Consider the following 23,822-nt stretch of genomic DNA (forward strand, 5'->3'; position numbering starts at 1 on the left):
TGAAAATGGACCGACAGGCATTGCAGGGGAGTGAGTATCTGGTCAAGCAGTCACTGGCCGAAGAGGTCTTCACTCCGGAGGATTTCAGCGACGAACAGCGGCAGATCGCCGAGACGACGACCGAGTTCATCGAAAACGAAGTCGTCCCCCACCTCGAGGAGATCGACAGCGGCCGCTTCGACCTGGTGGTACAGGGGATGAAGAAGGCCGGCGAGCTCGGCCTGCTGATGATCGACGGCCCCGAGGAGTACGGCGGACTCGAACTCGACAAGGTGACGAGCATGCTCGCCGCCGAGAAGATCGCCCCTTCCGGCTCCTTCTCGGTTGCCTACGCCTGCCATACCGGCATCGCCACCCTGCCGCTGGTCTATTACGGCACCCCGGCGCAGAAGGCGCAGTACCTCGAGAAGATCCTCACCGGCGAGTGGCTCGGCGCCTACTGCCTGACCGAACCCGGCAGCGGTTCCGACGCCCTCGGCGCCCGGGCCAGCGCGACGCTCAGCGAGGATGGAAAATACTACATCCTCAACGGCACCAAGCAGTTCATCACCAACGGCTCCTTCGCCGACCTCTACACCGTCTTCGCCCAGGTCGACAAGACCAAATTCACCGCTTTTCTGGTCGAGCGCAGCTTCGAGGGACTGGTGGTCGGCAACGAAGAGAAGAAGCTCGGCATCAAGGGCTCCTCGACCACCCAGATCATCCTCGACAACTGCAAGGTGCCGGTGGCGAACCTCCTCGGCGAGATCGGCAAGGGGCACAAGATTGCCTTCAACGTTCTCAACGTCGGTCGCCTCAAGCTCGGCGCCGCGGTCCTCGGCGCCGGCAAGGGGGCGATGGCGGTCGGCATCAAGTACGCCAACGAGCGCAAGCAGTTCAATACGCCGATCGCCCAGTTCGGGGCGATCGGCGAGAAGGTCGCCGACATGCAGGCCGGTCTCTTCGCCTCCGAGTCGATGATCTACCGCCTCTCCGGGATGATCGACAACCAGCTGCTGACCATCCCCAAGGGGGGGGCGGATTACTACGAGCACTACCAGAAGGCGATCGAGGACTACTCGGTCGAATGCGCCATCATCAAGGTCTTTTGCAGCGAGGTGCTGGCGACGGTGGTCGACGAGGTGGTGCAGATCCACGGCGGCTACGGTTTCACCGCCGAATATCCGGCGGAGCGTTTCTACCGTGACGAGCGGATCAACCGCATCTTCGAGGGGACCAACGAAATCAACCGCCTGCTGATCCCCGCCATGATCCTGCGCAAGTCGCTCAAGGGGGAGCTGCCGCTGCAGAAGGAGGCGATGAAGGCCTTCGAGTCGCTGATGACCCCCTCCTTCGAGGAACTCGACGCCAGCGATCCCTATGCCGCCGAGAAACTGCTGGTGCAAAACCTCAAGACCCTCTTTCTGATCCTCGCCGGCGCCGCGGTGCAGAAGCACGGTGAACAGCTGCAGCACGAGCAGGAGATGCTCCTCGCCGCGGCCGACCTGGCGATCGAGATCTTCGCCATCGAGAGCAGCCTGCTGCGGGTCGAGAAGATCGCCGGCCAGGCGAGCGCGGAAAAACGCGGCCTGCTGCAGGCGGTGCTGAAGAGCATCGCCTTCCACGGCGCCGAGCGCGCCGCCACCGCGGCAAAACGGGGGGCCTTCTACATCGAGGAGGGGGATACCCTGACCATGATCCTCTCCGGAGTGCGGCGCTTCACCCGCTACGATGCCGCCGGGCTGCTGCCGGCCAAGCGCCTCCTCGCGGCCGCGGCCAACGAGAGCGAAAAGTACCTCTTCTGACGGAAGCGGGGGCGGGGCTGCCCGCCCCCGTCACGACCACCATGAGCCTGATCCAGCATACCCTCGACACTCCCTATCCGGTCGGGCCGGTCCACTGCTACAGCGGCGAACTGGGTGGCGAGCTGGTCCTCTTCGACACCGGGCCGCCGACCCGCCAGGCCCGGGATGAGCTCGCCAACCGGGTCGACCTGGCGCAGCTGCGCCATGTCATCGTCACCCACTGTCATATCGACCATTACGGCCTGGCCGCCTGGCTCGAGGCGGAAACCGGCGCCCAGATCTGGCTCCCCTATCGCGACGCGCTGAAGATCGAACGCCACCAGGAGCGCCTCGAACACCTCGGCGCGTTGCTGCTCGAACTCGGTTTTTCCCGGCAGTTCGCCGCCGGCCTGCGTGCCACGATGCTCGACGGCAGCGTCTTCCCCGCCTTCCCGACCCGCTTCCGGACGATCGAGGAGGGGCTGCCCGATCATCTCGGGCTGGCGGTGGTGGCCTGCCCCGGGCACTCCCAGAGCGATCTGGTGCTGACCGGGGAAGACTGGGCAGTGACCGGCGACGTGATGCTGCGCGGCATCTTCCAGTCGCCGCTGCTCGATGTCGATCTCGAAACCGGGGAGCGCTTCGACAACTACGGCGCCTACTGCCGCACCCTGGAGCAGCTCGCCACCCTGCGCGGCCGGAAGGTGCTGCCGGGCCACCGCGAGTACATCGAAAGCATCGATGCCAGCATCCTCTTTTATGTCGGCAAGCTGCTGGAGCGGGCCGGCCGGCTGCAGTCCTGCCCCGCAAGCGCCAGCCTGCCGCAACTGGTGCGTGAACTCTTTGGCGACAGTTTGCGGCACGACTTTCATATCTACCTGAAAGCGTCCGAAATTCTCTTCATGCGCGATTTCCTGCGCCGGCCGCAGCTGCTGCGGGAGGCGCTGGCCGGCATCGGCCTGCTCGCCCCGCTGGCCGGGCAGTTCGCTGCCCTGGCGGCTTAACCCCTTAGCGCGAGACGAGTCCACCATGAGCGATATCCTCTTCACCCCCCTGGCGATCGGCCCGCTCTCCCTGGCCAACCGCATCGTCATGCCGGCGATGCACCTTAACCTCTGCGACGATTACCAGGTCAGCGACCGCCTCTGCGCCTTCTACGCCGAGCGCGCCCGCGGCGGCGCCGGCCTGATCAGCGTCGGTTACGCCAGCGTCGATGAGCTGGCGGCGCATCCCGGCCATATCGGCGCCCATGACGACCGCTTCCTCCCCGGCCTGACCCGGCTTGCCGCCACCCTCCATGCCGGCGGCGCACGCGCCGCGGTGCAACTCAACCACGCCGGCCGTTACAATCATTCGCTGCTGACCGGCGGCCTCCAGCCGGTCGCCCCCTCGGCGCTGCCGTCCCGCCTCACCGGGGAGACCCCGCGGGCCCTCAGCGGTGCCGAAATCGATGGCCTGATCAAAGCCTTTGCCGCCGCCGCCGGGCGGGTCGCCGCCGCCGGCTTCGACGCCGTCGAGATCCTGGCCGGTACCGGCTACCTGATCAGCGAATTCCTTTCCCCCCTCACCAACCGACGCGACGACGCCTGGGGCGGCAGCCTGGAAAACCGCATGCGCTTCGGCTGCGCGGTGGTGGCTGCGGTCAAAGAGGAGAGCGGCCTGCCGGTGATCGTGCGCCTCAACGGCAACGACTTCATGCCCGGCGGCAACGGCCGCGAAGAACTGATCGCCTTTGCCATGGCGCTGGAGGCGGCCGGTGCCGACGCCCTCAGTGTCAATGTCGGCTGGCACGAGGCGCAGCTCCCCCAGATCGTCACCAAGGTGCCGCGCGGCGCCTTCGCCTACCTCGCCCGCGGCATCCGGGAACGGGTCACGATCCCGGTCATTCTCGGTCACCGCATCAACGATCCGGCCACCGCCCGCGAGCTCCTCGCTGACCAGTGGTGCGACGCCGTGGCGATGGGACGGGCGCTGATTGCCGATCCCGAGCTGCCGAACAAGGCCCGCCTGGGGCGCGAGGCGCAGCTGGTCCATTGCGTCGCCTGCGGCCAGGGCTGTTTCGACAACCTCTTCAAGATGCGTCATATCGAATGCCTCTGTAATCCCCGCGCCGGCCACGAACTCGATCGCGCCTTCGTCGCCAGTGCCATGCCGCAGCGGGTGCTGGTGGTCGGCGGCGGCGCCGCTGGCATGAGCGCCGCGCTGGCGGCGGCCCGCCGCGGTCACCGCGTCACCCTCTGCGAGCGCAGCCACGAGCTCGGTGGGCAGTTGCTGCTGGCCGGCGCCCCACCGGGGCGGGCGGAGTTTGCCGGCCTCGCTGCCGACCTGGCTCGCCAGGTGGCGGCCGCCGGGGTCGCGGTTCGGTTGAGTTGCACCGTCGATCGTCGCCTGCTGGAGGAGTTGCGGCCCGACCGGGTGATCCTGGCGAGCGGCGGCCAACCGCTGACACCGGCGATTCCGGGGATCGAGCTGCCGCTGGTGGTGCAGGCCTGGGAGGTGCTGGCGGGGCGGGCCGAGGTCGGTCGCCGGGTGGTGGTGATCGGCGGCGGTGCCGTCGGTATCGAGGTGGCCCTGGCCCTCGCCGAGGAGGGGACGTTGTCGGCCGAGGTCCTCAAGTTTCTGCTGATCCATGAGGCGGAAGAGCTGAGCGAGCTGCGCCGGCTGGCGACGCGGGGGAAACGCCAGGTGAGCCTGGTCGAAATGCTCGGCAAGCTGGGCGGCAATTTTGGCAGAACCACGCGCTGGACCATGCTGCAGGACCTGGAGCGCTACGGTGTCGCCAGCTTTCCCGAGAGCCGGGTCGAAGCGATCAGTCCCGCCGGGGTCACGATCTCCCGTCACGGCGAGTCCCTGCTCCTCCCCGCCGACAGCGTGGTGCTGGCGGTCGGTACCCGCGCCGAAGCGAGCCTCGAACCGCTCTGCGCCGAGCTCGCCATCCCCTGCACTTTGGTCGGCGATGCCCGCCGGCCGGGGCTGGTCCTCGACGCCGTCCACCAGGGTTTTCTCGCCGCACAGGAGGTCGCATGAAGAGTTTCGCCCGCCTCCCCGGTCTGCTGGCCAGGGCCCGCACCTCAAGCTTCTGGCTGCGGGTGCTGAACCTCCTCCTCGGGCGGATGATCCCCTTCAACCGCCCCCACGGGGTCCGCATCCTCGACCTCGGCCCTGACCGGGTGCGCACCACCGCCGACTACCGGCGTCGCAATCACAATCATATCGGCGGCGTCCACGCCTGCTGCATCGCCACCGTCGCCGAATTCTCTTCCGGCATGCTCCTCCTCTCGCGGCTCGACCCGGTGCGCTACCGGCTGATCATGGCGCACCTCGAGATCGACTACCTTTATCAGGCCAGGAGCGCTATCATCGCCGAGAGCGTGCTGAGTGACGCGGAGCTGGCCGCCGAGGTACTGCAGCCGCTGCAGGAGCATGACAAGCTGGTGAAGGAATTCGAGACCCTGGTGAGCGACCGCCAAGGGAACCTGGTGGCGCGGGCGCGGATCACCTGGCACATCAAACCCTGGGACAAGGTGCGCACCCGCCCGGCCTGAAGAGTGGTTGCGGGGCAAACCGAGGAGGAACGACGATGCTGAAACGATTGTTGCCGCTACTGCTGGTCGGACTGATGCTGGTGGCCGGAAATGCCGCGGCGCTGGAGGTGGCGGGAGTGCAACTGGCGCCCGAGGTGGGCCTTGGCGGTGAGCGGCTGCAGCTTAACGGCTACGGCATCCGCAAAAAATTCTTCTTCAAGATCTACGTCGGCTCCCTCTACACCGCCCAGCCGGCCACCAGCACCGCCCAGGTGCTGGCGCTGCCCGGCGCCAAGCTGGTGCGCATGGATTTCGTCTACGACAAGGTCGACAAGAAGAAGATCGTCGACGCCTTTGCCGAGGGGTTCGAGAAGAACAGCCCCGGCCTGGTCGGGAGTGCCAGCGCCAGGGCCTTCCTCGGCTGGTTCGACGCCGACTTTGTCCGCGGCGACCGGGTTGACCTGCAAGTGGGGGCGGACGGCACGGTCAGCGCCAGCCACAACGGGCGCGTCCTCGGCAGCGTCACCGACCCGGCCCTGGCGCGCGGGGTGCTGCTGATCTACCTTGGCGAGCAGCCGGCGGACGCCGACCTGAAGGCGGGGATGCTCGGCCAGGACTAGACCGGCGGTCCGCCTGGCCCCGGTGGTGGCGGAGGTAAAGAAGAGATTGCGGCGGATGTGGCGCTGATTGCCGCTGGGGGCGTCAACGAACCGGCGGGGCGTTCCCCTGCAGGATGTCGACGATGCGGCTGCGGTAGTCGACGATCTCCCGGCGCAGCGAGGAGAGGTTGGCGATCTTCTGGTCGACCTTGCTGATATGACCGTCGAGGATCTCCACCAGCTTCGGGGTGATCGACTCGAAATCCTGGCTCTGGGTGTCGAAGTTGGCGGCCAGTTCCTGCATCTCCTTGAGGGTGATGCCGAGCTCCTTGAGCTTGAGAATGAACTTCAGGCGCAGCACGTCGGCGCGGTTGTACATGCGGGCGCCACCGCCGAGGCGCTCCGGCGGCCCCATCAGGCCGATCTCCTCGTAGTAGCGGATGGTGCGGGTGGTGACGCCGAGTTTTTTGGCGACGGTGCCAATCTGGGTGGCCTGTTCCGTGCTGGCGCTCATAAGTGTGACCTTTACGTAACTTAAATTTCCTTTCAGATATCATCTTAATGCGGTGCTGTCAATCCTTTTCGCCTGGATATTCATTATAAAAGTCAGTTAGTTGTGAAGCTAATTGAAAAAATGTAAAAACGTTCTATTTTTTATTGACCTTAACGTAAAGTTATTTTATAGCTGGCGTACCTGGTACGGCGCAGGGCCGCAGCCGTGATGATTCTCAACGAGAGCGGAGCGAGGCGATGAACCAGACACGGGAAATCTACTGGAATGTCGGCCATGGGGTGCTGATCCCCATGTATCTGCTGGCGCTGCTGGCGCTGGCGGTATTGGGCTGGGGGCTGTGGCAACGGATCCGGGTCTATCGCCAGGGAGAGCCCCTTGACCGGCGAGACCAGCTCGGGGCGCGCGTCACCGAGATGCTGACCAGCGCCTTTGGCCAGCTGCGGGTGCTGCGGGTCGCCGGCGCCGGCACCGCCCATGCCCTCTTCTTCTGGGGCTTCGTCCTGCTGACCATCGGCACCACCCTGATCTTCATCCAGGCCGACATCCTCGACCCGCTCTTTGACGTGCGTTTTCTCCAGGGCGGATTTTACCTCCTCTTCTCCCTGACCCTCGATATTGCCGGGCTGGTCGCCATCGTCATGCTGCTCGGCCTCGGGGTGCGCCGCTATCTGGTGCGTCCTGCCGGCCTGCCGAGCAGCGGCGACAACGCCCTGATGCTGGTTCTGCTGCTGGTGATCCTGGTTAGCGGTTTCGTCGTCGAGGGGCTGCGCATGGCCGCCACCGAACTCGGTACGCCGCTCGCCGCCTGGTCGCCGGTGGGGCTGGTCTTTGCCAACTTCTTTGCCGGCGTCGAGACGACCAGCCTGCAAAGCCTCCATCGCGGACTCTGGTGGCTGCACCTCCTCCTCGCCCTCGGCTTTATCGCCCTGATCCCCTTCAGCAAGCTGCGCCACCTGCTCCTCACCCCGGCCAACAGCCTCTTTCGCGACCGCGGCCCGGTCGGCCAGCTGGCCACCCTCGATCTCGAAGACGAAAGTTCCGAGCACTTCGGTGCCGCGCAGCTTTCCGACCTCTCCTGGAAGGATCTGCTCGACGCCGACGCCTGCACCTACTGCAAGCGCTGCCAGGACCGCTGCCCCGCCTTCGCCACCGACAAGCCGCTGTCGCCGATGAAGATCGTCAACCAGCTGCAGGAGCTCGCCTTTGCCCCGGCCGCCGCGACTGCCGCCCCCGGGCTGGTCGAGACCATCGGTCGCGACGAGCTCTGGGCCTGCACCACCTGCCGCGCCTGCCAGGAGATCTGCCCCGCCACCATCGAGCACGTCCCCAAGATCGTCGCCATGCGCCGCAACCTGGTGCTGATGGAAGGGGAGTTCCCGGGCGAAGAGGTGCAGAAAGCACTGGAGGCGACCGAGGTCAACGGCAATCCCCTCAACATGGGCTACGCCGGTCGTGGTGACTGGGCCGAAGAGCTCGGCATCAAGCCCCTCGCCGAAGACCCCGAGGTCGACCTCCTCTACTTCGTTGGCTGCTACGCCTCCTTTGACAAGCGCAACATCAAGGTCGCGAAGAGCTTCATCCGGCTCTGCCAGGCCGCCGGGCTCAGGGTCGGCATCCTCGGCAAAGAGGAGAAGTGCTGCGGTGAGCCGATGCGCAAGCTCGGCAACGAGTACCTCTACCAGATGATGGCCGCCGAGAATATCGAGCTGATCAAGGGGTATGGCGTCAAGAGGATCGTCACCAGCTGCCCCCACTGCTTCAATACCCTTGCCAAGGACTACCGTGATCTCGGCCTCGACCTGCCGGTGGCGCACTACACCGCCTTTCTCGCCGAACTGCTGGCGCAGGGGAAGCTGCCGCTCAAGGCCGCCGAGTTTGCCTGCACCTACCACGACAGCTGCTACCTCGGCCGCTACAATGACCTCTTCGCCGCGCCGCGCCAGCTCATCGCAGCCGCCGGCGGGCGCCTCAACGAGATGGAAAAGAGCGGCCGGGAGAGCTTCTGCTGCGGCGCCGGCGGCGGCCGCATCCTCGCCGAAGAGAAACTCGGCAGCCGCATCAGCGAGAAGCGCGCCGCCATGGCCGCCGCCACCGGTGCGCCGCTGCTGGTTTCGAGCTGCCCTTTCTGCCTGACCATGTTCGAGGACGGCGTCAAGGGGGCCGGCTTCGAAGAGAGCCTCGCCCCGAAAGACCTCGCCGAACTGCTGGCGGAGCGAATCTGAAGATTGAGACCACAGGAGGCCCCACCCATGAAGATCCTCGTCTGCATCAAGCAGGTTCCGGATTTGGAATCGCGCTTCAAGCTCAACGCCGCCGGGACCTGGTACAGCGAGCAGGACCTCGCCTGGCGCATGAACGAGTACGACGAGTACGCCGTCGAACAGGCGGTGCAGCTCAAGGAGCAGAGCGGCGGCGAACTGGTGGTGTTGAGCCTCGGCCCCGAGCGGGTGCGCGAAGCGCTTAAAAAGGCGCTGGCGATGGGGGCCGACCGCGGCGTCCACCTGCAGGACGATGCCAGCTTCGCGAAGGACCCGTCCCAGATTGCCGCGGCAATCGCCGCCTACGCCAAGGACGAGCAGTTCGACGTCGTCTTCACCGGCCTGCAGTCCCAGGACCGCGGCAGCGCCCAGGTTGGCGTGCTGCTCGCCGCAGCCCTTGGCCTCAACGCCGTCACCACCATCGTCGACTTTAGCCTGGCGGGGAGCGTCGCCACCGTCAAGCGCGAGCTCGAAGGGGGGGTGAAGGCCGTCGTTGAAGTAACCCTGCCGGCCCTCTTCACCTGCCAGCTCGGCCTCAACACCCCGCGCTACCCGACTCTGCCCAACATCATGAAGGCGAAGAAGAAAGAGATCGCCGCCCTGCCGGTGAGCGTTCCGGAAGGGCGCACCACCACCCTCAAGACCGCTTATCCGGAGAAGAAGGGGGGCGGGCTGGTGCTCGAAGGGGAGGTCGGCGCCCTCGCCGACCAACTGCTGGCGCTGCTGAAAGAAAAGACCGCCGTGCTGCGCTAGTGCCGAAACCACGACCCGTCAACCAGGGAGAGACCCGATGAAAGCCTTGCTCGTTGCCGAATCCCGCCAGGGAGAGCTCCTCGCCGCCAGCTACGAACCGCTCGCCTTTGCCCAGAAACTCGGGGCCCAGAGCGCCATGTTCCTGGTCGGCAGCCGCCAGAGCCTGCCCCAGTTTGATGGCCCCCTCTACTTCGCCGACGCCGGCGCCGCCGGCGACTACCAGCCCGACCTGCACAAGGCGCTCTTGCAGCAGGCGATCGAAAAAGAGCAGCCCGAGCTGGTCGTCTTCTGCCACTCCTCCTACGGCTGGGACCTCGCGCCGCGCCTCGCCGCCGCCCTTTCGGCGCCGCAGATCTCCGAAGTGATCGACGTCGTCGAGGGGGGCTACCTGGTGCCGGCCTGCAACGCCAAGCTGCGCCGCACCGTCGCCGCCAAGGGGCCCGTCACCATCGTCACCCTGCAGGCCGGCGCCTTCAGCCTCTCCGCCCCCCCCGCCGGCACTCCGCAGCTCGAAGAGCTGAGCGTCGCCGGCGCCGGCAGCGGCATCCGCCTGACCGGCTACGAAGCCGCCGAGAAGGGGGGCGTCGATCTCGGCAAGGCCGAGGTGATCGTCAGCGCCGGGCGCGGCATCGGCAAGCCGGAGAACCTGGCGCTGATCGAAGCGCTGGCGAAAACGTTGCACGGCGAATACGGGGCGAGCCGGCCGGTGGTCGACGCCGGCTGGGCCGACCACAGCCGGCAGGTCGGCTCCACCGGGCAGACGGTGGCGCCCAAGCTCTACGTCGCCTGCGGCATCAGCGGGGCGATCCAGCACCTGGCCGGGATGAAGAAATCGGACTACATCGTCGCCATCAACACCGACAAGGAGGCGCCGATCGGCGAAATCGCCGACGTGCTGGTGGTCGCCGACCTCAAGCAGTTCGTCCCCGCCCTCACCGCCAAGCTGGCCGGCTGATCGCAGCGCGCCAAGGAGCAAACGTGACATGGTAGAAAAGATCTTCGCCACGCTGGAACAGCACTATCAGCCAGGCTGCGTCAATGAGCCGGTCACCTTCTACTTTTCCATCGGTGCGGTGAAACGCACGGTCTTTCTGCAGAAGGACGCCTGCCGGGTCGAGCTCGGCCGGACCGTGGCCGAAGCCGACTGCGTCTGCAAGATGGAGGAAAACTTCTTTCTGAAGATCTGGAATGACGGGTATCGCCCCGGCCTGAAGGACTTTCTGAGCGGGGCGATCAAGTCGAACGACCCGCAACGGCTGAAGCTCTTTCTCGCGGCCTTCGGCAAGGGGGAGTAGGGAGGGCTTCATCTTTTTTGGGTGGCGTCTCTTGACGGTGCCCATCCCCTGTGTTACGAAATACAGGCTCTCCTGGTGCAGGAAATGGCCAGGGAGCAAATCATGGGGGGGTATGGGGATGGCCGGGGGGCGTCCACATTCGTTACATTCCGCAAGCCGCGGGTTTCGGCAGCATGTATGCCGAGGCCGGCGGCTTTTTGCGTCTGCAGTGCCCGGCAACGCCGGTTGCGGTAAGCGTGGGAGAGGGGAGCGTGAGCGACCGATTCATCCCGCCCCATGGCGGTTATCAACAACTGCTCTCCTTTCGCAAGGCCGGGATCGTCTTCGATGCCACGGTCTACTTCTGTGAGCGCTACATCGACCGGCGCAGCCGCACCCGCGACCAGATGGTGCAGGCCGCCCGGTCCGGCAAGCAGAATATCCTCGAAGGGAGCATGGCCTCGGGGAGTTCGAAAGAGACCGAAATCAAGCTGACCAATGTCGCCCGCGCCAGTCTCGAAGAGTTGCTGGAAGATTATCGCGACTTTCTGCGAACCAAGGGGTTGCGGCTGTGGGCGAAGGAGAGCCGGGAGGCGCTGTTTGTGAGGAGGCTGGGTCGATCAAGACATGAGACGGCGGTGTAAATCAGTTTGTGTAAATGGCTTGGGTTTTTGTCGTCAGTAAACCGGCAACCTGCCTTCGAACACTTATCAGGCCCCCGGCCGTCAAGGGTAAAAAAGTCCGATAACGAAAAAGGTTTTCCCTCCCGTTCTTTGACATGCGACTGATCACTTAAGAGCCAACCGGGTTCCGGCTTGGGATTCTCTTCTGGCTGCAGACGAATTCTGCTCCAAACACTTATCGAGGCTCTTGATGCAGGGGCCGGTCTTTGTCGACCTGGTTCTCCCTGCCGCCTGGAATCACGCTCGTGCCCTCATGCCGTCCCAATCAAAATAGCGAGGTCCATCTTGGTGCCGATGGCCGCAGTTAGGTGCGGGATCGGGGAAGGGGCAGAATCCGGCGCGGGCCCTTTGGACCATCGCGCAAGCTGTTGGAGCGGGGCGGACCTCCAATCAAAACAAACCGGCTGGCGGAAGTTGGCGGATGATGCGGCCCAAGTCGGGCTGTTGGCCCAGAAGTCTGCGCTTGCTTATGGCCGCCGAGCTTATCTCGCCGCTGTGGTTGCCTCCAGTTAGACGGTCTGGCTGATCCGCCCCCTCCGCGTCAGGCGGCCTTGCGCAGGAACCTGTCCTGGTCGAAGGGCACCTGATTTTTGAGCATGTAATAGACGGCACGACCGAGACGATGGGCCAGGATGGCCAGGGCTTTCCCCTTGCCGTGCTTGCTGGCCAGGCGTTGCAGCATGGTTTGAGCCGGCTTGTTCCCTTTGAGCATCAGCACCACGGCCTCGCCAAAAGCCCAGCGCAGATGGGCGTTGCCGATCTTCTTGCCCGAATGGCCATAATGCTTGCCGTTCGATTCCTTGCCCGGCTTGACCAGCCGGCAATAGGAGGCAAAGTCCTGCTCGCGGGGGAAGCGGGCGATGTCCTCGATCTCGTAGAGCATCACCATGCCGAGGATCTTGCCGACCCCGGGAATCGATTTGAGCAGCGCCAGGTTGATCGGATCATGACCGGTGGCGATGCGCTCCAGTTCCCGCTCCAGTCGATCCAGCAGCTGTTCGTAATGTTCGATGGTGAGCAGGTCGACCTCGACCATGCGACGTACCACCGAATCGGGAAACTTTTTGAGCAGATCACCGCGCTCGCTCGGTTTGGCGATACGTCCCAGCGGCTCGGGGAGGTTGTACTGGGTGGCGGTGTTCTGGATGTGGGCGAAGAGTTCGCCCCGTTTGCGGGCGAGATGATTGCGGCGGCGCAGCAAGTCCCTCGTCGCCCGCATCGGCTTGGGGTAGGTATAGGCCAGCGGAAAAGAACCGCCGCGCAGCAGTACGGCGATCTTGTGGGAATCGATGCGATCGTTCTTGGCCTTGCCGCCGTGAATTGCCTTCATGTAGAGGGCATGACCGAGGACGAAGTCAATCTCCTGCTCGGTGCACAGATCGGCCAGCCAGTACCAGGTAAACATGCACTCGCAGCCGACCACGATGCCGGAGCGGTAGGGTTTGATCAGTCGCAGGAAGTTTTTCGGTTTGGTCGGGATGTTCTGATGAACCACCACCTCGCCGGTCGCATCAAGGATGCAGACGTACATGGCGTCTGCATGCAGATCGACGCCGCAATAGAATTGGTGCTGTTTCGTGTAGAATTTCATGGTGCAGGCTCCTTTCTTTGAGAGGGTTTCTTGTTTCTCAAAGGATACTGCGTATTCCGAGCCAAACTTTCCACCGATTCCGATGCAAACTTGCCACTGATTCCGATCCAAACTTGCCAGTCATTCCGACGCAAGGTTTCCACCCGTTCCGATCCAAACTTTCCAGTTTGAGCGGAAGAGGTCGGTGAATCTGTCAGACTGATCAAAGTTCTCGCGACGCTGGGTAACCGCGGGGTACAACCTTCTGGACTTTTTCCAGGAGGTGGTCCCATTGGCACACACGAGGTTATCCATGCGCAAGATCAAGGACGTTCTGCGTCTGCATTACGAAGCCGGCCTGACACAGCGGGCCATCGCCCGCTCCGTCGGCACGTCACACACCACGGTGGGCGAATTTCTGAGACGCGCCGCTCACGCCGGGTTGTCTTGGCCGCTGCCAGAGAATCTGGACGAAACCCGACTTGAACAGTTGCTCTTTCCGCCAGCGCCAGTCATTCCCGCCGACCAGCGCCCCATGCCCGACTGGGCGACCATCCATCAGGAACTCAAGCGCAAGGGCGTCACCCTGGGGCTGCTCTGGGAGGAATACCAGAACAGCCATCCCGAGGGGTATCGCTACAGCCGTTTCTGCGATCTGTACCGTGAGTGGTCCGGCAAACTGCGTCTGTCGATGCGTCAGGTGCACAAAGCCGGCGAGAAGCTGTTTGTCGACTACACCGGCCAGACCCTGCCGATCGTCGACCGCCGCACCGGCGAGATCCGCGAAGCGCAACTGTTCGTCGCGGCCCTGGGGGCGAGTTCCCAGACGTTTGCCGAAGCCACCTGGACCCAAGGGCTGCCGGACTGGATCGGCTCGCATGTCCGGGCCTTCTCCTTCTACGGCGGAGTGCCCGAGATCGTTGTTCCGGACAACCTGAAAAGCGCCGTCTCCAAACCCTGCCGCTACGAACCGGACATCAACCCCACCTATGCGGAGCTGGCCGCTCACTATGGCTGCGCGGTGATTCCGGCGCGGGTGCGCAAACCCAAAGACAAGGCCAAGGTCGAGGCGGCGGTTCTGGTCGCCGAGCGCTTCATCCTGGCGCGGCTGCGCAACCGTACCTTCTTCAGTCTGGCCGAGGCCAACGCCGCCATTCGGGAGCTGGTGGAGCACCTCAACCGGCGCCCCTTCAAGAAGCTTCCCGGCTGCCGCCAGCAGCTCTTCGACACCCTGGAACGTCCGGCTCTGAATCCTCTGCCGGCGACCCCCTATACGTTCGCCGAATGGCGCCATGCGCGGGTCAACATCGATTACCATGCCGAAGTCGACCACCACTACTACTCGGTCCCGTATGTGCTGGTGAAGCAGCAGCTCGACGTGCGCCTGACGGCGACCACCGTCGAATTTCTGCACAAAGGGCAACGGGTGGCCTCCCATGTCCGCTCCTCTGAGCGCGGTCGCCACACCACTCTCGGCGAGCACATGCCCAAAAGCCACAGGGAGTATGCCGAATGGACGCCGCAGCGCCTGGTTTCCTGGGCGGCCAAAACCGGACCGCACACCGCCGCCTTGGCAGAGAAGATCCTGGCCTCACGGGCCCATCCCCAGCAGGGCTACCGCAGCGTCCTGGGGCTGATCCGGCTGGCCAAGACCTACACGCCCGAGCGCCTGGAGGCGGCCTGCCAGCGGGCCCTGGCAACAAACGCCTGTCGCCTCAAGAGCGTCGCCTCGATCCTCAAAACCGGACTGGACCGCCAGTCGCTCCCCGAGTCCACCGAGTCCCAACTCTCATTGCTGCCGAGTCACGACAACATCCGCGGCGCCGGCTACTACCACTGACCAAGGAGACCACCATGCTCAGCCACCCCACCGACGACAAACTGCGCGCCCTCAAGCTGACCGGCATGCTCAAGGCCCTTCAGGAACAGCGCCTTAGCGAGACCGCCGATGCCTTGAGCTTCGAGGAGCGCCTCGGCCTGCTGGTCGACCGCGAGCAGACCGAGCGCGACAGCCGCCGGCTCACCACTCGCCTGCGCACGGCCCGGCTGCGTCAGAGCGCCTGCATCGAGGACCTCGACTGGAGGGCACCCCGGGGACTCGACCGCGACCTCGTGCTGGCGCTGGCCGGCGGTCGCTACCTCGCCAAGGGCCACAACATTCTCATCACCGGCCCCACCGGCGTCGGCAAGAGCTACCTCGCCTGCGCCTTGGCTCACAAGGCCTGCCGCCTCGGCTGCAAGACCCTCTACCTGCGCCTGCCCCGCTTCCTGGAGGAACTGGCCCTCGCGCGGGCCGACGGCCGCTACCCCAAGATGATGGATAGAGTCGCCAAGACTCAACTGCTCGTCCTCGACGATTGGGGGCTCGCCCCCATGACCGCCGCCGGTTGCCGCGATCTGCTCGAAATCCTCGAGGACCGCCACAATCTGCGTTCGACCCTGATCACCAGCCAGCTTCCGGTCGAAGCCTGGCACGACTACCTCGGGGATCCGACGGTCGCCGACGCCATCCTCGACCGCCTCATCCACAACGCCTACCGGCTCACCTTGAAAGGAGAATCGATGCGCAAACGGCGATCCCAGCTTGACCCGATCGGCAACTTGGCGTAAGACAAAAACTCCAGCGTCGCTACGCTCCGATCACTGGCAACTTTGCCTTGGAACGAGTGGCAACTTTGCGCTGGAACGGCTGGCAACTTTCATCGGAATCCGCAGGATACCGGATGGTCCGGTATCTATGGAGGGGGCCTGCACTAGTATCAAGATAGAGAACTGGTTGAGGGCGGCCTTCCAGTCCCGAATCGGCAGGGTCCATTTCTTGGCGATATTGTTCAGCGCCAGGTAGAGCAGTTTGAACATGGCTGCGTCGTTGGGGAATGAGCCCCGGTTCTTGGTGACCTTGCGCAGCGACATGTTTAGCGATTCGATCGCATTGGTGGTGTAGATCACCTTGCGAATCTCCGCCGGGTAGGCGAAAAAAGGGGTGATTCTCTCCCAGTTGCGCCGCCAGGACTGGCCGATGGAGGGGTGGGTTTTATCCCACTTCGCTTCGAACTCCGTCAGGTTCATTTCGGCCTGCTCGGCCGTCGCGGCCTGGTAAATGGACTTCAGATCGGCCGCCACTTCCTTGCGCTGTTTCCAGGAGACGTAGCGGAGAGAATGGCGCACCATGTGAACGAGGCAGAGCTGGACCTGGGTGCGAGGAAAGACTGCTTCGATGGCCTCGGGGAAACCTTTGAGCCCGTCCACGCAGGCGATGAAGATGTCTTCGACACCCCGGTTTTTCAACTCGGTCACCACCTGTAGCCAGAACTTGGCGCCCTCGTTCTCGGCCACCCACATGCCCAGGACCTCCTTGATGCCGTCCAGGGTGACGCCCAGGGCCAGGTAGACCGCTTTATTGCTGACGTGGCCGTTGTCTCGCACCTTGACCCGGACCGCGTCCATATAGACGATGGGATAGAGGGCGTCGAGCGGTCGGTTCTGCCAGATCTTGACCTCGTCCGCGACGGCATCGGTCACGCTGGAAATGAGGGCGGGAGAGACCTCGACGCCATAAATCTCTTCCAGATGCCCCTGGATCTCCCGGGTCGTCATCCCCCGGGCGTAGAGGGAGATGATCTTGCCGTCGAAGCCGGCGAAGCGGGTCTGGCCCTTGGGAATGATGAGCGGCTCGAAGCTGCTGTCCCGGTCACGCGGAACCTCGATCGGCAGTTTGCCGAATTCGCCCTTGATGGTTTTGGCCGACTTGCCATTGCGGGCATTGCCGCCTTTCGTGGCCACGGGAGCATGCTTCTCGTGCCCCAGGTGTTGGGTCAATTCCGCTTCCAAAGCTCGTTCCAGAAGGGCCTTGGTGAGCTGTTTAAGCAAGCCGGTTTCGCCGATCAGGTCTTCGGGCTTCTTGTAGTCGGCAAGCAGACGGTCCAGCAGATCTTTTTCGATGGCCATGGGGGCTCCTTAGAGGGTGGGGTCCCGGTGTACCCCTGAATGGCCATTTACACAATCTTTTTTACACCCTCGCTCCTCCCGGTGACGTATGTCTATATCCAGAAAGTTGTCACGAAGCAGTAATCACCGCTGATTGCATCAAGCTTCGACTAGTTTCAAGTATGTTGAACAAGTTGTTTTTCCTGCGAGCAATTGAGTCGAAAGTTATAAAAAACCAAATCCTTGGAGTGACTAAAGGTGTCGCGCAGTTAAATGATACTAGTGCAGGCCCCCTCCATAGATACCGGACCATCCGGTATCCTTTGAGAAACAAGAAACCCTCTCAAAGAAAGGAGCCTGCACCATGAAATTCTACACGAAACAGCACCAATTCTATTGCGGCGTCGATCTGCATGCAGACGCCATGTACGTCTGCATCCTTGATGCGACCGGCGAGGTGGTGGTTCATCAGAACATCCCGACCAAACCGAAAAACTTCCTGCGACTGATCAAACCCTACCGCTCCGGCATCGTGGTCGGCTGCGAGTGCATGTTTACCTGGTACTGGCTGGCCGATCTGTGCACCGAGCAGGAGATTGACTTCGTCCTCGGTCATGCCCTCTACATGAAGGCAATTCACGGCGGCAAGGCCAAGAACGATCGCATCGATTCCCACAAGATCGCCGTACTGCTGCGCGGCGGTTCTTTTCCGCTGGCCTATACCTACCCCAAGCCGATGCGGGCGACGAGGGACTTGCTGCGCCGCCGCAATCATCTCGCCCGCAAACGGGGCGAACTCTTCGCCCACATCCAGAACACCGCCACCCAGTACAACCTCCCCGAGCCGCTGGGACGTATCGCCAAACCGAGCGAGCGCGGTGATCTGCTCAAAAAGTTTCCCGATTCGGTGGTACGTCGCATGGTCGAGGTCGACCTGCTCACCATCGAACATTACGAACAGCTGCTGGATCGACTGGAGCGGGAACTGGAGCGCATCGCCACCGGTCATGATCCGATCAACCTGGCGCTGCTCAAATCGATTCCCGGGGTCGGCAAGATCCTCGGCATGGTGATGCTCTACGAGATCGAGGACATCGCCCGCTTCCCCCGCGAGCAGGACTTTGCCTCCTATTGCCGGCTGGTCAAGCCGGGCAAGGAATCGAACGGCAAGCATTATGGCCATTCGGGCAAGAAGATCGGCAACGCCCATCTGCGCTGGGCTTTTGGCGAGGCCGTGGTGCTGATGCTCAAAGGGAACAAGCCGGCTCAAACCATGCTGCAACGCCTGGCCAGCAAGCACGGCAAGGGGAAAGCCCTGGCCATCCTGGCCCATCGTCTCGGTCGTGCCGTCTATTACATGCTCAAAAATCAGGTGCCCTTCGACCAGGACAGGTTCCTGCGCAAGGCCGCCTGACGCGGAGGGGGCGGATCAGCCAGACCGTCTAACTGGAGGCAACCACAGCGGCGAGATAAGCTCGGCGGCCATAAGCAAGCGCAGACTTCTGGGCCAACAGCCCGACTTGGGCCGCATCATCCGCCAACTTCCGCCAGCCGGTTTGTTTTGATTGGAGGTCCACCCCGCTCCAACAGCTTGCGCGATGGTCCAAAGGGCCCGCGCCGGATTCTGCCCCTTCCCCGATCCCGCACCTAACTGCGGCCATCGGCACCAAGATGGACCTCGCTATTTTGATTGGGACGGCATGAGGGCACGAGCGTGATTCCAGGCGGCAGGGAGGACTCGAAAGAGCCCCTGCGTACAGAGCCTCGATAAGTGTTTGGAGCAGAATTCGTCTGCAGCCAGAAGTGAATCCCAAGCCGGAACCCGGTTGGCTCTTAAGAGATCAGTCGCTTGTCAAAGAACGGGAGGAAAAACCTTTTTCGTTATCGGACTTTTTTACCCTTGACGGCCGGGGGCCTGATAAGGGTTAGTCTTGCGCGATTCAGCACAATTGGGTTCCCTCTCCCCCCTCTCGCCGAACAAAACCAAATCGTCGCCGAAGTCGAACGCCGCCTCTTCCATCGTCGCCGGAGCCGAAGCCCAGGTCGACGCCAACCTGCGCCGCGCCGAGCGCCTGCGCCAATCGATCCTCAAACAAGCCTTCTCCGGGGGGCTCGTCCCCCAGGACGAGGGCGACGAACCGACCAGCGTGCTGCTGGAGCGGATACGGACCAAAGCGCCCTCACCCCAGCCCCTCTCCCAGAGGGCGAGGGGTATAAAGGCAGCCCCTCTCCCCAGGGGAGAGGGTGGCCGCAGGCCGGGTGAGGGGGAACCGGCTTCCGCCGCCGGCACCGCCTTCACCTGCATCGACGACGTCACCGCCGCCATCCTCGCCCACATGCAACCCGGCCACGACTACGCCCGCGCCGAACTTGCCGATCCGCTCGGTCTCTCCACCGGCCAGTGGAATGCGGCGATTCAGGAATTGAAGCGGATAGGGAAGGTGCGGCAGACGGGGGAAAAGCGCGGGGCGCGGTATCAACGCACTTAACACAAAAGCAATGTGCAAAATATGCATATTGCTTCCGCAGTGTTCCGGAATTTCCGGAGCACTGCTTCGAAGGACGGAGTTGAGTCATGCAACCAGATGAACAAAATACGATTCTGATCTATCAGGCCAACGACGGGAGAACCCGTCTCGATGTCCAGCTCGATCACGAAACCGTTTGGCTGACTCAAAAGCAGCTGGCTGATCTTTTTGACGTCAAGGTTCCCGCGATTTCCAAACATGTGCGAAATATTATCGCTTCCGGCGAACTTGCTGCCGAGGCAACTGTTTCCAAAATGGAAAGAGTTCGTCGCGAAGGCGAGCGCTCGGTGAGCAGGGCCGAGGTTTCGTACAATCTGGACATGATCATTTCGATCGGTTATCGGGTGAATTCTGACAAAGCGACCCGGTTTCGCATCTGGGCAACCCAGGTTCTCAAAGATCATCTGGTCAAGGGCTACACCATCCATGAACAGCGCCTGCGCGAAGAAAGAGCCAAACTGCGCGAGATGCAGCAGACCGTCGATCTCCTCGCCCGCACCCTGACAACGCAGGAACTGGTCACCGAGACCGGCACAGACGTGCTGCGGGTGATCAACGATTACGCCTACGCCCTCGCCACCCTCGACCGCTACGACCACGGCACCCTGACCATTGCGGGGACGACCGGCGCGGCGCTGCACGTCATCGATTACGACGAGGGGATTTCACTCGTGCGGGCGATGAAGGGGGAGTTCGACGGCCTCTTCGGCATTGAGAAGGACCAGGGATTCAAGAGCGCCCTCGGCACGATCTACCAGACTTTCGACGGCAAGGAACTCTACCAGAGTGTCGAGGAGAAGGCGGCCAACCTGCTCTACTTCGTGGTCAAGAACCACGCCTTCAGCGACGGCAACAAGCGCATCGCTGCCGCGCTCTTCATCTACTTTCTCGCCGCCAATGCCATCCTCTATCGTCCCGACGGCTCCAAGCGCCTCGCCGACAACGCCCTGGTGGCGCTGACTCTGCTGATCGCCGAGAGCCGTCCCGACGAGAAAGAGACCATTGTCAAAGTCATCGTCAACCTGATCAACCGGAGCAACGACTAAACATCATGACACCAGCAGCCATCGTATCCAAACTCTGGAACTTCTGTAACGTCCTGCGCGACGACGGCATGAGCTACGGCGACTACGTCGAACAGCTCACTTATCTCCTCTTCCTTAAGATGGCCGACGAGCGCACCAAGCCGCCCTACAACCATCCCAGCACCGTCCCGCTGCAATGGGCCTGGCCGACGCTGGTGAAGAAGGACGGCGATGAACTCTTTGACCACTATCGCCACACCCTGGAAAATCTCGGCAACGAGAAGGGCCTGCTCGGGTTGATCTTCAATAAGTCGCAGAACAAGTTTCAGGACCCGGCCAAACTGCGCCGCCTGATCGTCGATCTGATCGACAAGGAAAACTGGTCGGTGATGAGCGCCGATGTCAAGGGGGACGCCTACGAGGGGCTGCTGGAGAAGAACGCCCAGGACACCAAGAGCGGTGCCGGCCAGTACTTCACCCCGCGGCCGCTGATCCAGGCCATCGTCGATGTCATCGCCCCCAAACCGGGGGAGACGGTCTGCGACCCGGCCTGCGGCACCGGCGGCTTTCTGCTGGCCGCCCACGATGCCATCGTCAGCAAGCATCCGCACATGTCCAGGGAGGAGCGCAAGGCGCTCAGGGAAGGAACCTTCAAGGGGTGGGAGCTGGTGCAGTCGACGGCGCGGCTCTGCGCCATGAACCTGATGCTGCACGGCATCGGCGGTGGCGATGGCGCCCTGCCGCTCGCGGTGAGCGACTCCCTCGCCGCCGATCCGGGGGAGCGTTTTGACATCATCCTCACCAATCCCCCCTTCGGCAAGAAGAGCAGCACCACCATCGTCGCCGAAGACGGCAAAGTCAACCGCGAGACCGAAACCATCGAACGCGACGACTTCTGGGCCACCACCAGCAACAAGCAGCTCAACTTCATGCAGCACGTCAAGACCCTGCTCAAGCAGCACGGCCGCGCCGCCGTGGTGGTGCCGGACAACGTGTTGTTCGAGGGCGGGGCCGGGGAAACCATCCGCCGCAAGCTGCTGCACGAGTGCGACGTCCACACCCTGCTGCGCCTGCCGACCGGCCTCTTCTACGCCCAGGGGGTGAAGGCGAACGTCCTCTTCTTCACCCGCAAGCCGGCCAGCGAAACACCCTGGACCAAGAAGCTCTGGATCTACGACCTGCGCACCAACGTCCACTTCACCCTCAAGACCAATCCCCTGAAACGATCCGATCTCGACGAGTTCGTCCAGCTCTACGCCGCCAAGCCCCGCGCCGCCACCTGGAGCGCCGAGAGCCCGACCGGCCGTTGGCGTTGCTACGACTACGCCGACCTCATCGCCCGCGACAAGGCGAGCCTCGATATCTTCTGGCTCAAGGACGACTCGTTGGAGGATTCGGACAACCTGCCGGCACCGGGTGTACTGGCGGCGGAGATTGTTGAGGACTTGCAGGCGGCGCTGGAGCAGTTTCGGTTGATTGCGGAGGATTTGGGGGAAGCGGTGGCGGTAGAGTCATGACCAGAACCGGAGAGAATTGTTGTTTTCAGCATGGTAAGTGAAATAATTGTGGACTTACTCTGCATAAAAGTTCTATTGTTTGGTCATGCTCATGGACCTGCGCCAGAAAATTCCCTATGAAGAGTTCGACTATCAGATCCTCCTGGATTCGCTGCGGGGGTATGCGCATCCGCGCAAGAAGATCACCTCTCTTCTGGCCAAGGGGGAAATCGTCCGCGTCAAGAAGGGGCTCTACCTCTTCAGCGAGCAGCACCGCCGCGCCCCGTACTGCCGCGAACTGCTGGCCAACCTCATCTACGGCCCCTCCAGCGTCTCTCTCGAATATGCCCTCCATTACCATGGACTGATCCCGGAAGGGGTCGAGACCATCACCTCGGTTACCTGCGGCCGGTCCCGCAGCTTCGACACTCCCGTCGGACATTTCAGCTACCGCGCCATCCCCATGGCGGCCTACCGGATCGGCATCGACCGGATCGAACTGGCCGACGGGCGGGCGTTTCTCATGGCGGTACCGGAAAAGGCGCTGGCCGACCGCGTAGTGGCAGAACGGGGAAGCGCCCTGCGGACGCAAAAGGAGCTGCTTGTTTTCCTTGTAGACAGCCTGCGTATTGAAGAGTCCGCCCTCGCGGGTCTCGACCCCGCGGCCATCCTGGTCATCGCAGAGGGCTATCGTTCGCGGCGGCTGAAGGTGCTGGGCCAACTGCTCGCCCGACTGCAGAAGGCGGAGGTGACCCATGCATGATGCCGTGGCGCGGATGCTGGCCAGGTACGAGAGCAAAAGTCTCGACGATCAGGTGGGGGCGTTGCGGGAGATCATTCAGGAGGTGGCCCTGCTCGGCTTGTGGCGGGCCCGTTTTTTTGAGCACGCGGCCTTTTACGGCGGCACTGCCCTGCGGATTCTCCACGGTCTCGACAGGTTTTCCGAAGACCTCGATTTCTCCCTGCTGGCGCCGGAGCCCGATTTCTCGCTGCAACGTTTCAGCGCCGCGTTGGAAGAAGAGGTGCGCGCGTTCGGTTTCAACCTGTGGGTAGAGACGGTGGAGAAGACGGTGGAGACCGCCGTGCAGTCGGCCTTTCTCAAGGCGAACACGCGCAGCGAGCTGATGGTGATCGAAGCCGACCAGCGGCTCACCCAAAACGTGCCGCCGGGGCAGGTTTTGAAGATCAAGGTCGAGGTCGACACCGACCCGCCGCCCGGTTTCCTGACTATCACCCGCTACCTGCTGCTACCAATCCCTTTTGCCGTGCGCTGCTACACGCTCCCCAGCCTGTTTGCCGGCAAGATGCACGCGCTCCTCTGCCGCAAATGGAAGAACCGGGTCAAGGGGCGCGACTGGTACGACCTGGTCTGGTACGCGGCCCATCACCCACAGCTCAACCTGCATCACCTGGAAAAGCGCATGCGGCAGACCGGGCACTGGTCGGGACCGCCATCCCTGGGCCGGGAAGACTTCGGTTATCTGTTGGAGGCCGCCATCGCCCGCCTCGACGTCGAGCAGGCGCGGCAAGACGTGGCGCCCTTTGTCCGGGATCGCCAGACACTGGCGCTCTGGTCGGCCGATTTCTTCCGGGACGTGGCCGCAAGGATTGTAATTGTCGAAGAGTAGGAGGGGGGACCCGCCATGGAGAACTTCATCTCCGAAGAGGCGATTGAGCAGGCCATTCTGAAACGGCTGCGTGAAGAGTTCGGTTTTGCGCGAGCGCAAAAGAATCAAGAGCAAAGGCGGGCCCAAGCAAGAGAGAACGGCAGTGGAGACGTTCTTAGGGGGATGGCCGACTCCCAAAGAGTTGATCTCTCAATGGGACAGACCTGGCGGATCCCTCTGCGGTCCATGGCCCTATCTTCAGAACGGGGAATGCCCCTCCCCTGATAGCGTTTTATCAACA

The 23,822-nt window shown here is 63.1% G+C and carries 20 protein-coding genes and 2 pseudogenes; 19 read left to right on the forward strand and 3 right to left on the reverse strand.

The features are described from left to right. Window positions 1-5: 5 nt before the first annotated feature. From DBW_RS02210 to DBW_RS02230, 5 genes are read left to right on the forward strand one after another with little or no spacing between them, the layout of a single operon-like run. Entirely contained in the window at window positions 6-1,784 is a 1,779-nt protein-coding gene (locus DBW_RS02210) for an acyl-CoA dehydrogenase family protein (RefSeq protein WP_066729633.1), read from the forward strand. A gap of 41 nt (window positions 1,785-1,825) precedes the next feature. Next, window positions 1,826-2,767 carry an MBL fold metallo-hydrolase gene (locus DBW_RS02215; protein WP_066723619.1) on the forward strand — a complete coding sequence of 314 codons (942 nt, stop codon included), beginning with the start codon at window positions 1,826-1,828 and terminating at the stop codon, window positions 2,765-2,767. Window positions 2,768-2,792: 25 nt separating this feature from the next. Continuing rightward, window positions 2,793-4,790, forward strand: a complete 1,998-nt coding sequence (locus DBW_RS02220; protein WP_066723622.1) for an FAD-dependent oxidoreductase — start codon at window positions 2,793-2,795, stop codon at window positions 4,788-4,790. Then, entirely contained in the window at window positions 4,787-5,308 is a 522-nt protein-coding gene (locus tag DBW_RS02225; protein ID WP_066723625.1) for a DUF4442 domain-containing protein, read from the forward strand. Before DBW_RS02220 ends, DBW_RS02225 begins: the two co-directional genes overlap by 4 nt. A 35-nt stretch (window positions 5,309-5,343) precedes the next feature. Next, entirely contained in the window at window positions 5,344-5,907 is a 564-nt protein-coding gene (locus DBW_RS02230; protein ID WP_231875378.1) for a chalcone isomerase family protein, read from the forward strand. An 82-nt stretch (window positions 5,908-5,989) separates the two neighbouring features. Here DBW_RS02230 and DBW_RS02235 read toward each other — a convergent pair whose 3' ends face one another. Further along, a complete protein-coding gene (locus DBW_RS02235; RefSeq protein ID WP_066723628.1) occupies window positions 5,990-6,400 on the reverse strand; it encodes a helix-turn-helix domain-containing protein in 411 nt (136 codons plus the stop codon). Window positions 6,401-6,636: 236 nt separating this feature from the next. Between DBW_RS02235 and DBW_RS02240 the strand changes: the two genes are divergently transcribed. The 5 genes and pseudogenes from DBW_RS02240 to DBW_RS02260 all read left to right on the forward strand — a co-directional run. Continuing rightward, window positions 6,637-8,622 carry a (Fe-S)-binding protein gene (locus DBW_RS02240; protein ID WP_066723629.1) on the forward strand — a complete coding sequence of 662 codons (1,986 nt, stop codon included), beginning with the start codon at window positions 6,637-6,639 and terminating at the stop codon, window positions 8,620-8,622. A gap of 27 nt (window positions 8,623-8,649) precedes the next feature. Continuing rightward, a complete protein-coding gene (locus tag DBW_RS02245; protein WP_066723631.1) occupies window positions 8,650-9,411 on the forward strand; it encodes an electron transfer flavoprotein subunit beta/FixA family protein in 762 nt (253 codons plus the stop codon). A gap of 37 nt (window positions 9,412-9,448) precedes the next feature. Further along, a complete protein-coding gene (locus tag DBW_RS02250; RefSeq protein WP_066723633.1) occupies window positions 9,449-10,366 on the forward strand; it encodes an electron transfer flavoprotein subunit alpha/FixB family protein in 918 nt (305 codons plus the stop codon). Between the two features lie 28 nt (window positions 10,367-10,394). After that, window positions 10,395-10,706 (forward strand): hypothetical protein, encoded by a 312-nt coding sequence (locus tag DBW_RS02255; RefSeq protein WP_066723635.1) that lies wholly within the window; start codon window positions 10,395-10,397, stop codon window positions 10,704-10,706. A 251-nt stretch (window positions 10,707-10,957) separates the two neighbouring features. Then, a pseudogene (locus DBW_RS02260) lies at window positions 10,958-11,305 on the forward strand (four helix bundle protein); the annotation flags it as partial. 604 nt (window positions 11,306-11,909) lie between these two features. Here DBW_RS02260 and DBW_RS02265 read toward each other — a convergent pair. After that, window positions 11,910-12,959 carry an IS110 family transposase gene (locus DBW_RS02265; RefSeq protein ID WP_066723639.1) on the reverse strand — a complete coding sequence of 350 codons (1,050 nt, stop codon included), beginning with the start codon at window positions 12,957-12,959 and terminating at the stop codon, window positions 11,910-11,912. A gap of 292 nt (window positions 12,960-13,251) precedes the next feature. Between DBW_RS02265 and istA the strand changes: the two genes are divergently transcribed. Together istA and istB are read left to right on the forward strand one after the other, a co-directional pair. Continuing rightward, complete coding sequence (istA, locus tag DBW_RS02270) at window positions 13,252-14,778, forward strand: IS21 family transposase (protein ID WP_066723643.1); 1,527 nt, start codon at window positions 13,252-13,254, stop codon at window positions 14,776-14,778. 14 nt (window positions 14,779-14,792) lie between these two features. Next, window positions 14,793-15,548, forward strand: coding sequence for an IS21-like element helper ATPase IstB (istB, locus tag DBW_RS02275; RefSeq protein WP_066723645.1), 756 nt, complete (start codon window positions 14,793-14,795; stop codon window positions 15,546-15,548). A 153-nt stretch (window positions 15,549-15,701) separates the two neighbouring features. Here istB and DBW_RS02280 read toward each other — a convergent pair. Further along, window positions 15,702-16,886, reverse strand: a pseudogene (locus tag DBW_RS02280) (IS256 family transposase); the annotation flags it as partial. A gap of 343 nt (window positions 16,887-17,229) precedes the next feature. On the opposite strand from DBW_RS02280, the gene DBW_RS02285 reads away from it, so the two are divergent. From DBW_RS02285 to DBW_RS02315, 7 genes are all read left to right on the forward strand, one after another. Continuing rightward, window positions 17,230-18,279, forward strand: a complete 1,050-nt coding sequence (locus DBW_RS02285; protein ID WP_066723639.1) for an IS110 family transposase — start codon at window positions 17,230-17,232, stop codon at window positions 18,277-18,279. Between the two features lie 517 nt (window positions 18,280-18,796). Continuing rightward, a complete protein-coding gene (locus tag DBW_RS18365) occupies window positions 18,797-19,354 on the forward strand; it encodes a hypothetical protein (RefSeq protein WP_157471710.1) in 558 nt (185 codons plus the stop codon). An 86-nt stretch (window positions 19,355-19,440) separates the two neighbouring features. Further along, the gene (gene rhuM, locus DBW_RS02295) at window positions 19,441-20,439 is read left to right on the forward strand and encodes a virulence protein RhuM/Fic/DOC family protein (RefSeq protein WP_066723651.1); all 999 of its coding nucleotides are present in this window, start codon (window positions 19,441-19,443) and stop codon (window positions 20,437-20,439) included. Window positions 20,440-20,444: 5 nt separating this feature from the next. Next, on the forward strand, window positions 20,445-21,935 hold the full coding sequence (locus DBW_RS02300; protein WP_066723654.1) for a class I SAM-dependent DNA methyltransferase: 1,491 nt from the start codon (window positions 20,445-20,447) through the stop codon (window positions 21,933-21,935). Between the two features lie 91 nt (window positions 21,936-22,026). After that, window positions 22,027-22,677: a type IV toxin-antitoxin system AbiEi family antitoxin domain-containing protein gene (locus DBW_RS02305; RefSeq protein ID WP_231875379.1), complete on the forward strand. Its 651-nt coding sequence runs from the start codon at window positions 22,027-22,029 to the stop codon at window positions 22,675-22,677. After that, window positions 22,670-23,542 carry a nucleotidyl transferase AbiEii/AbiGii toxin family protein gene (locus DBW_RS02310; protein WP_066723660.1) on the forward strand — a complete coding sequence of 291 codons (873 nt, stop codon included), beginning with the start codon at window positions 22,670-22,672 and terminating at the stop codon, window positions 23,540-23,542. Before DBW_RS02305 ends, DBW_RS02310 begins: the two co-directional genes overlap by 8 nt. Window positions 23,543-23,557: 15 nt before the next feature. Beyond that, the gene (locus tag DBW_RS02315) at window positions 23,558-23,806 is read left to right on the forward strand and encodes a hypothetical protein (RefSeq protein WP_066723663.1); all 249 of its coding nucleotides are present in this window, start codon (window positions 23,558-23,560) and stop codon (window positions 23,804-23,806) included. Window positions 23,807-23,822: the final 16 nt, after the last annotated feature.

Origin of the sequence: Desulfuromonas sp. DDH964 (assembly GCF_001611275.1) — a bacterium.
In the GTDB taxonomy this organism is placed as follows: domain Bacteria; phylum Desulfobacterota; class Desulfuromonadia; order Desulfuromonadales; family DDH964; genus DDH964.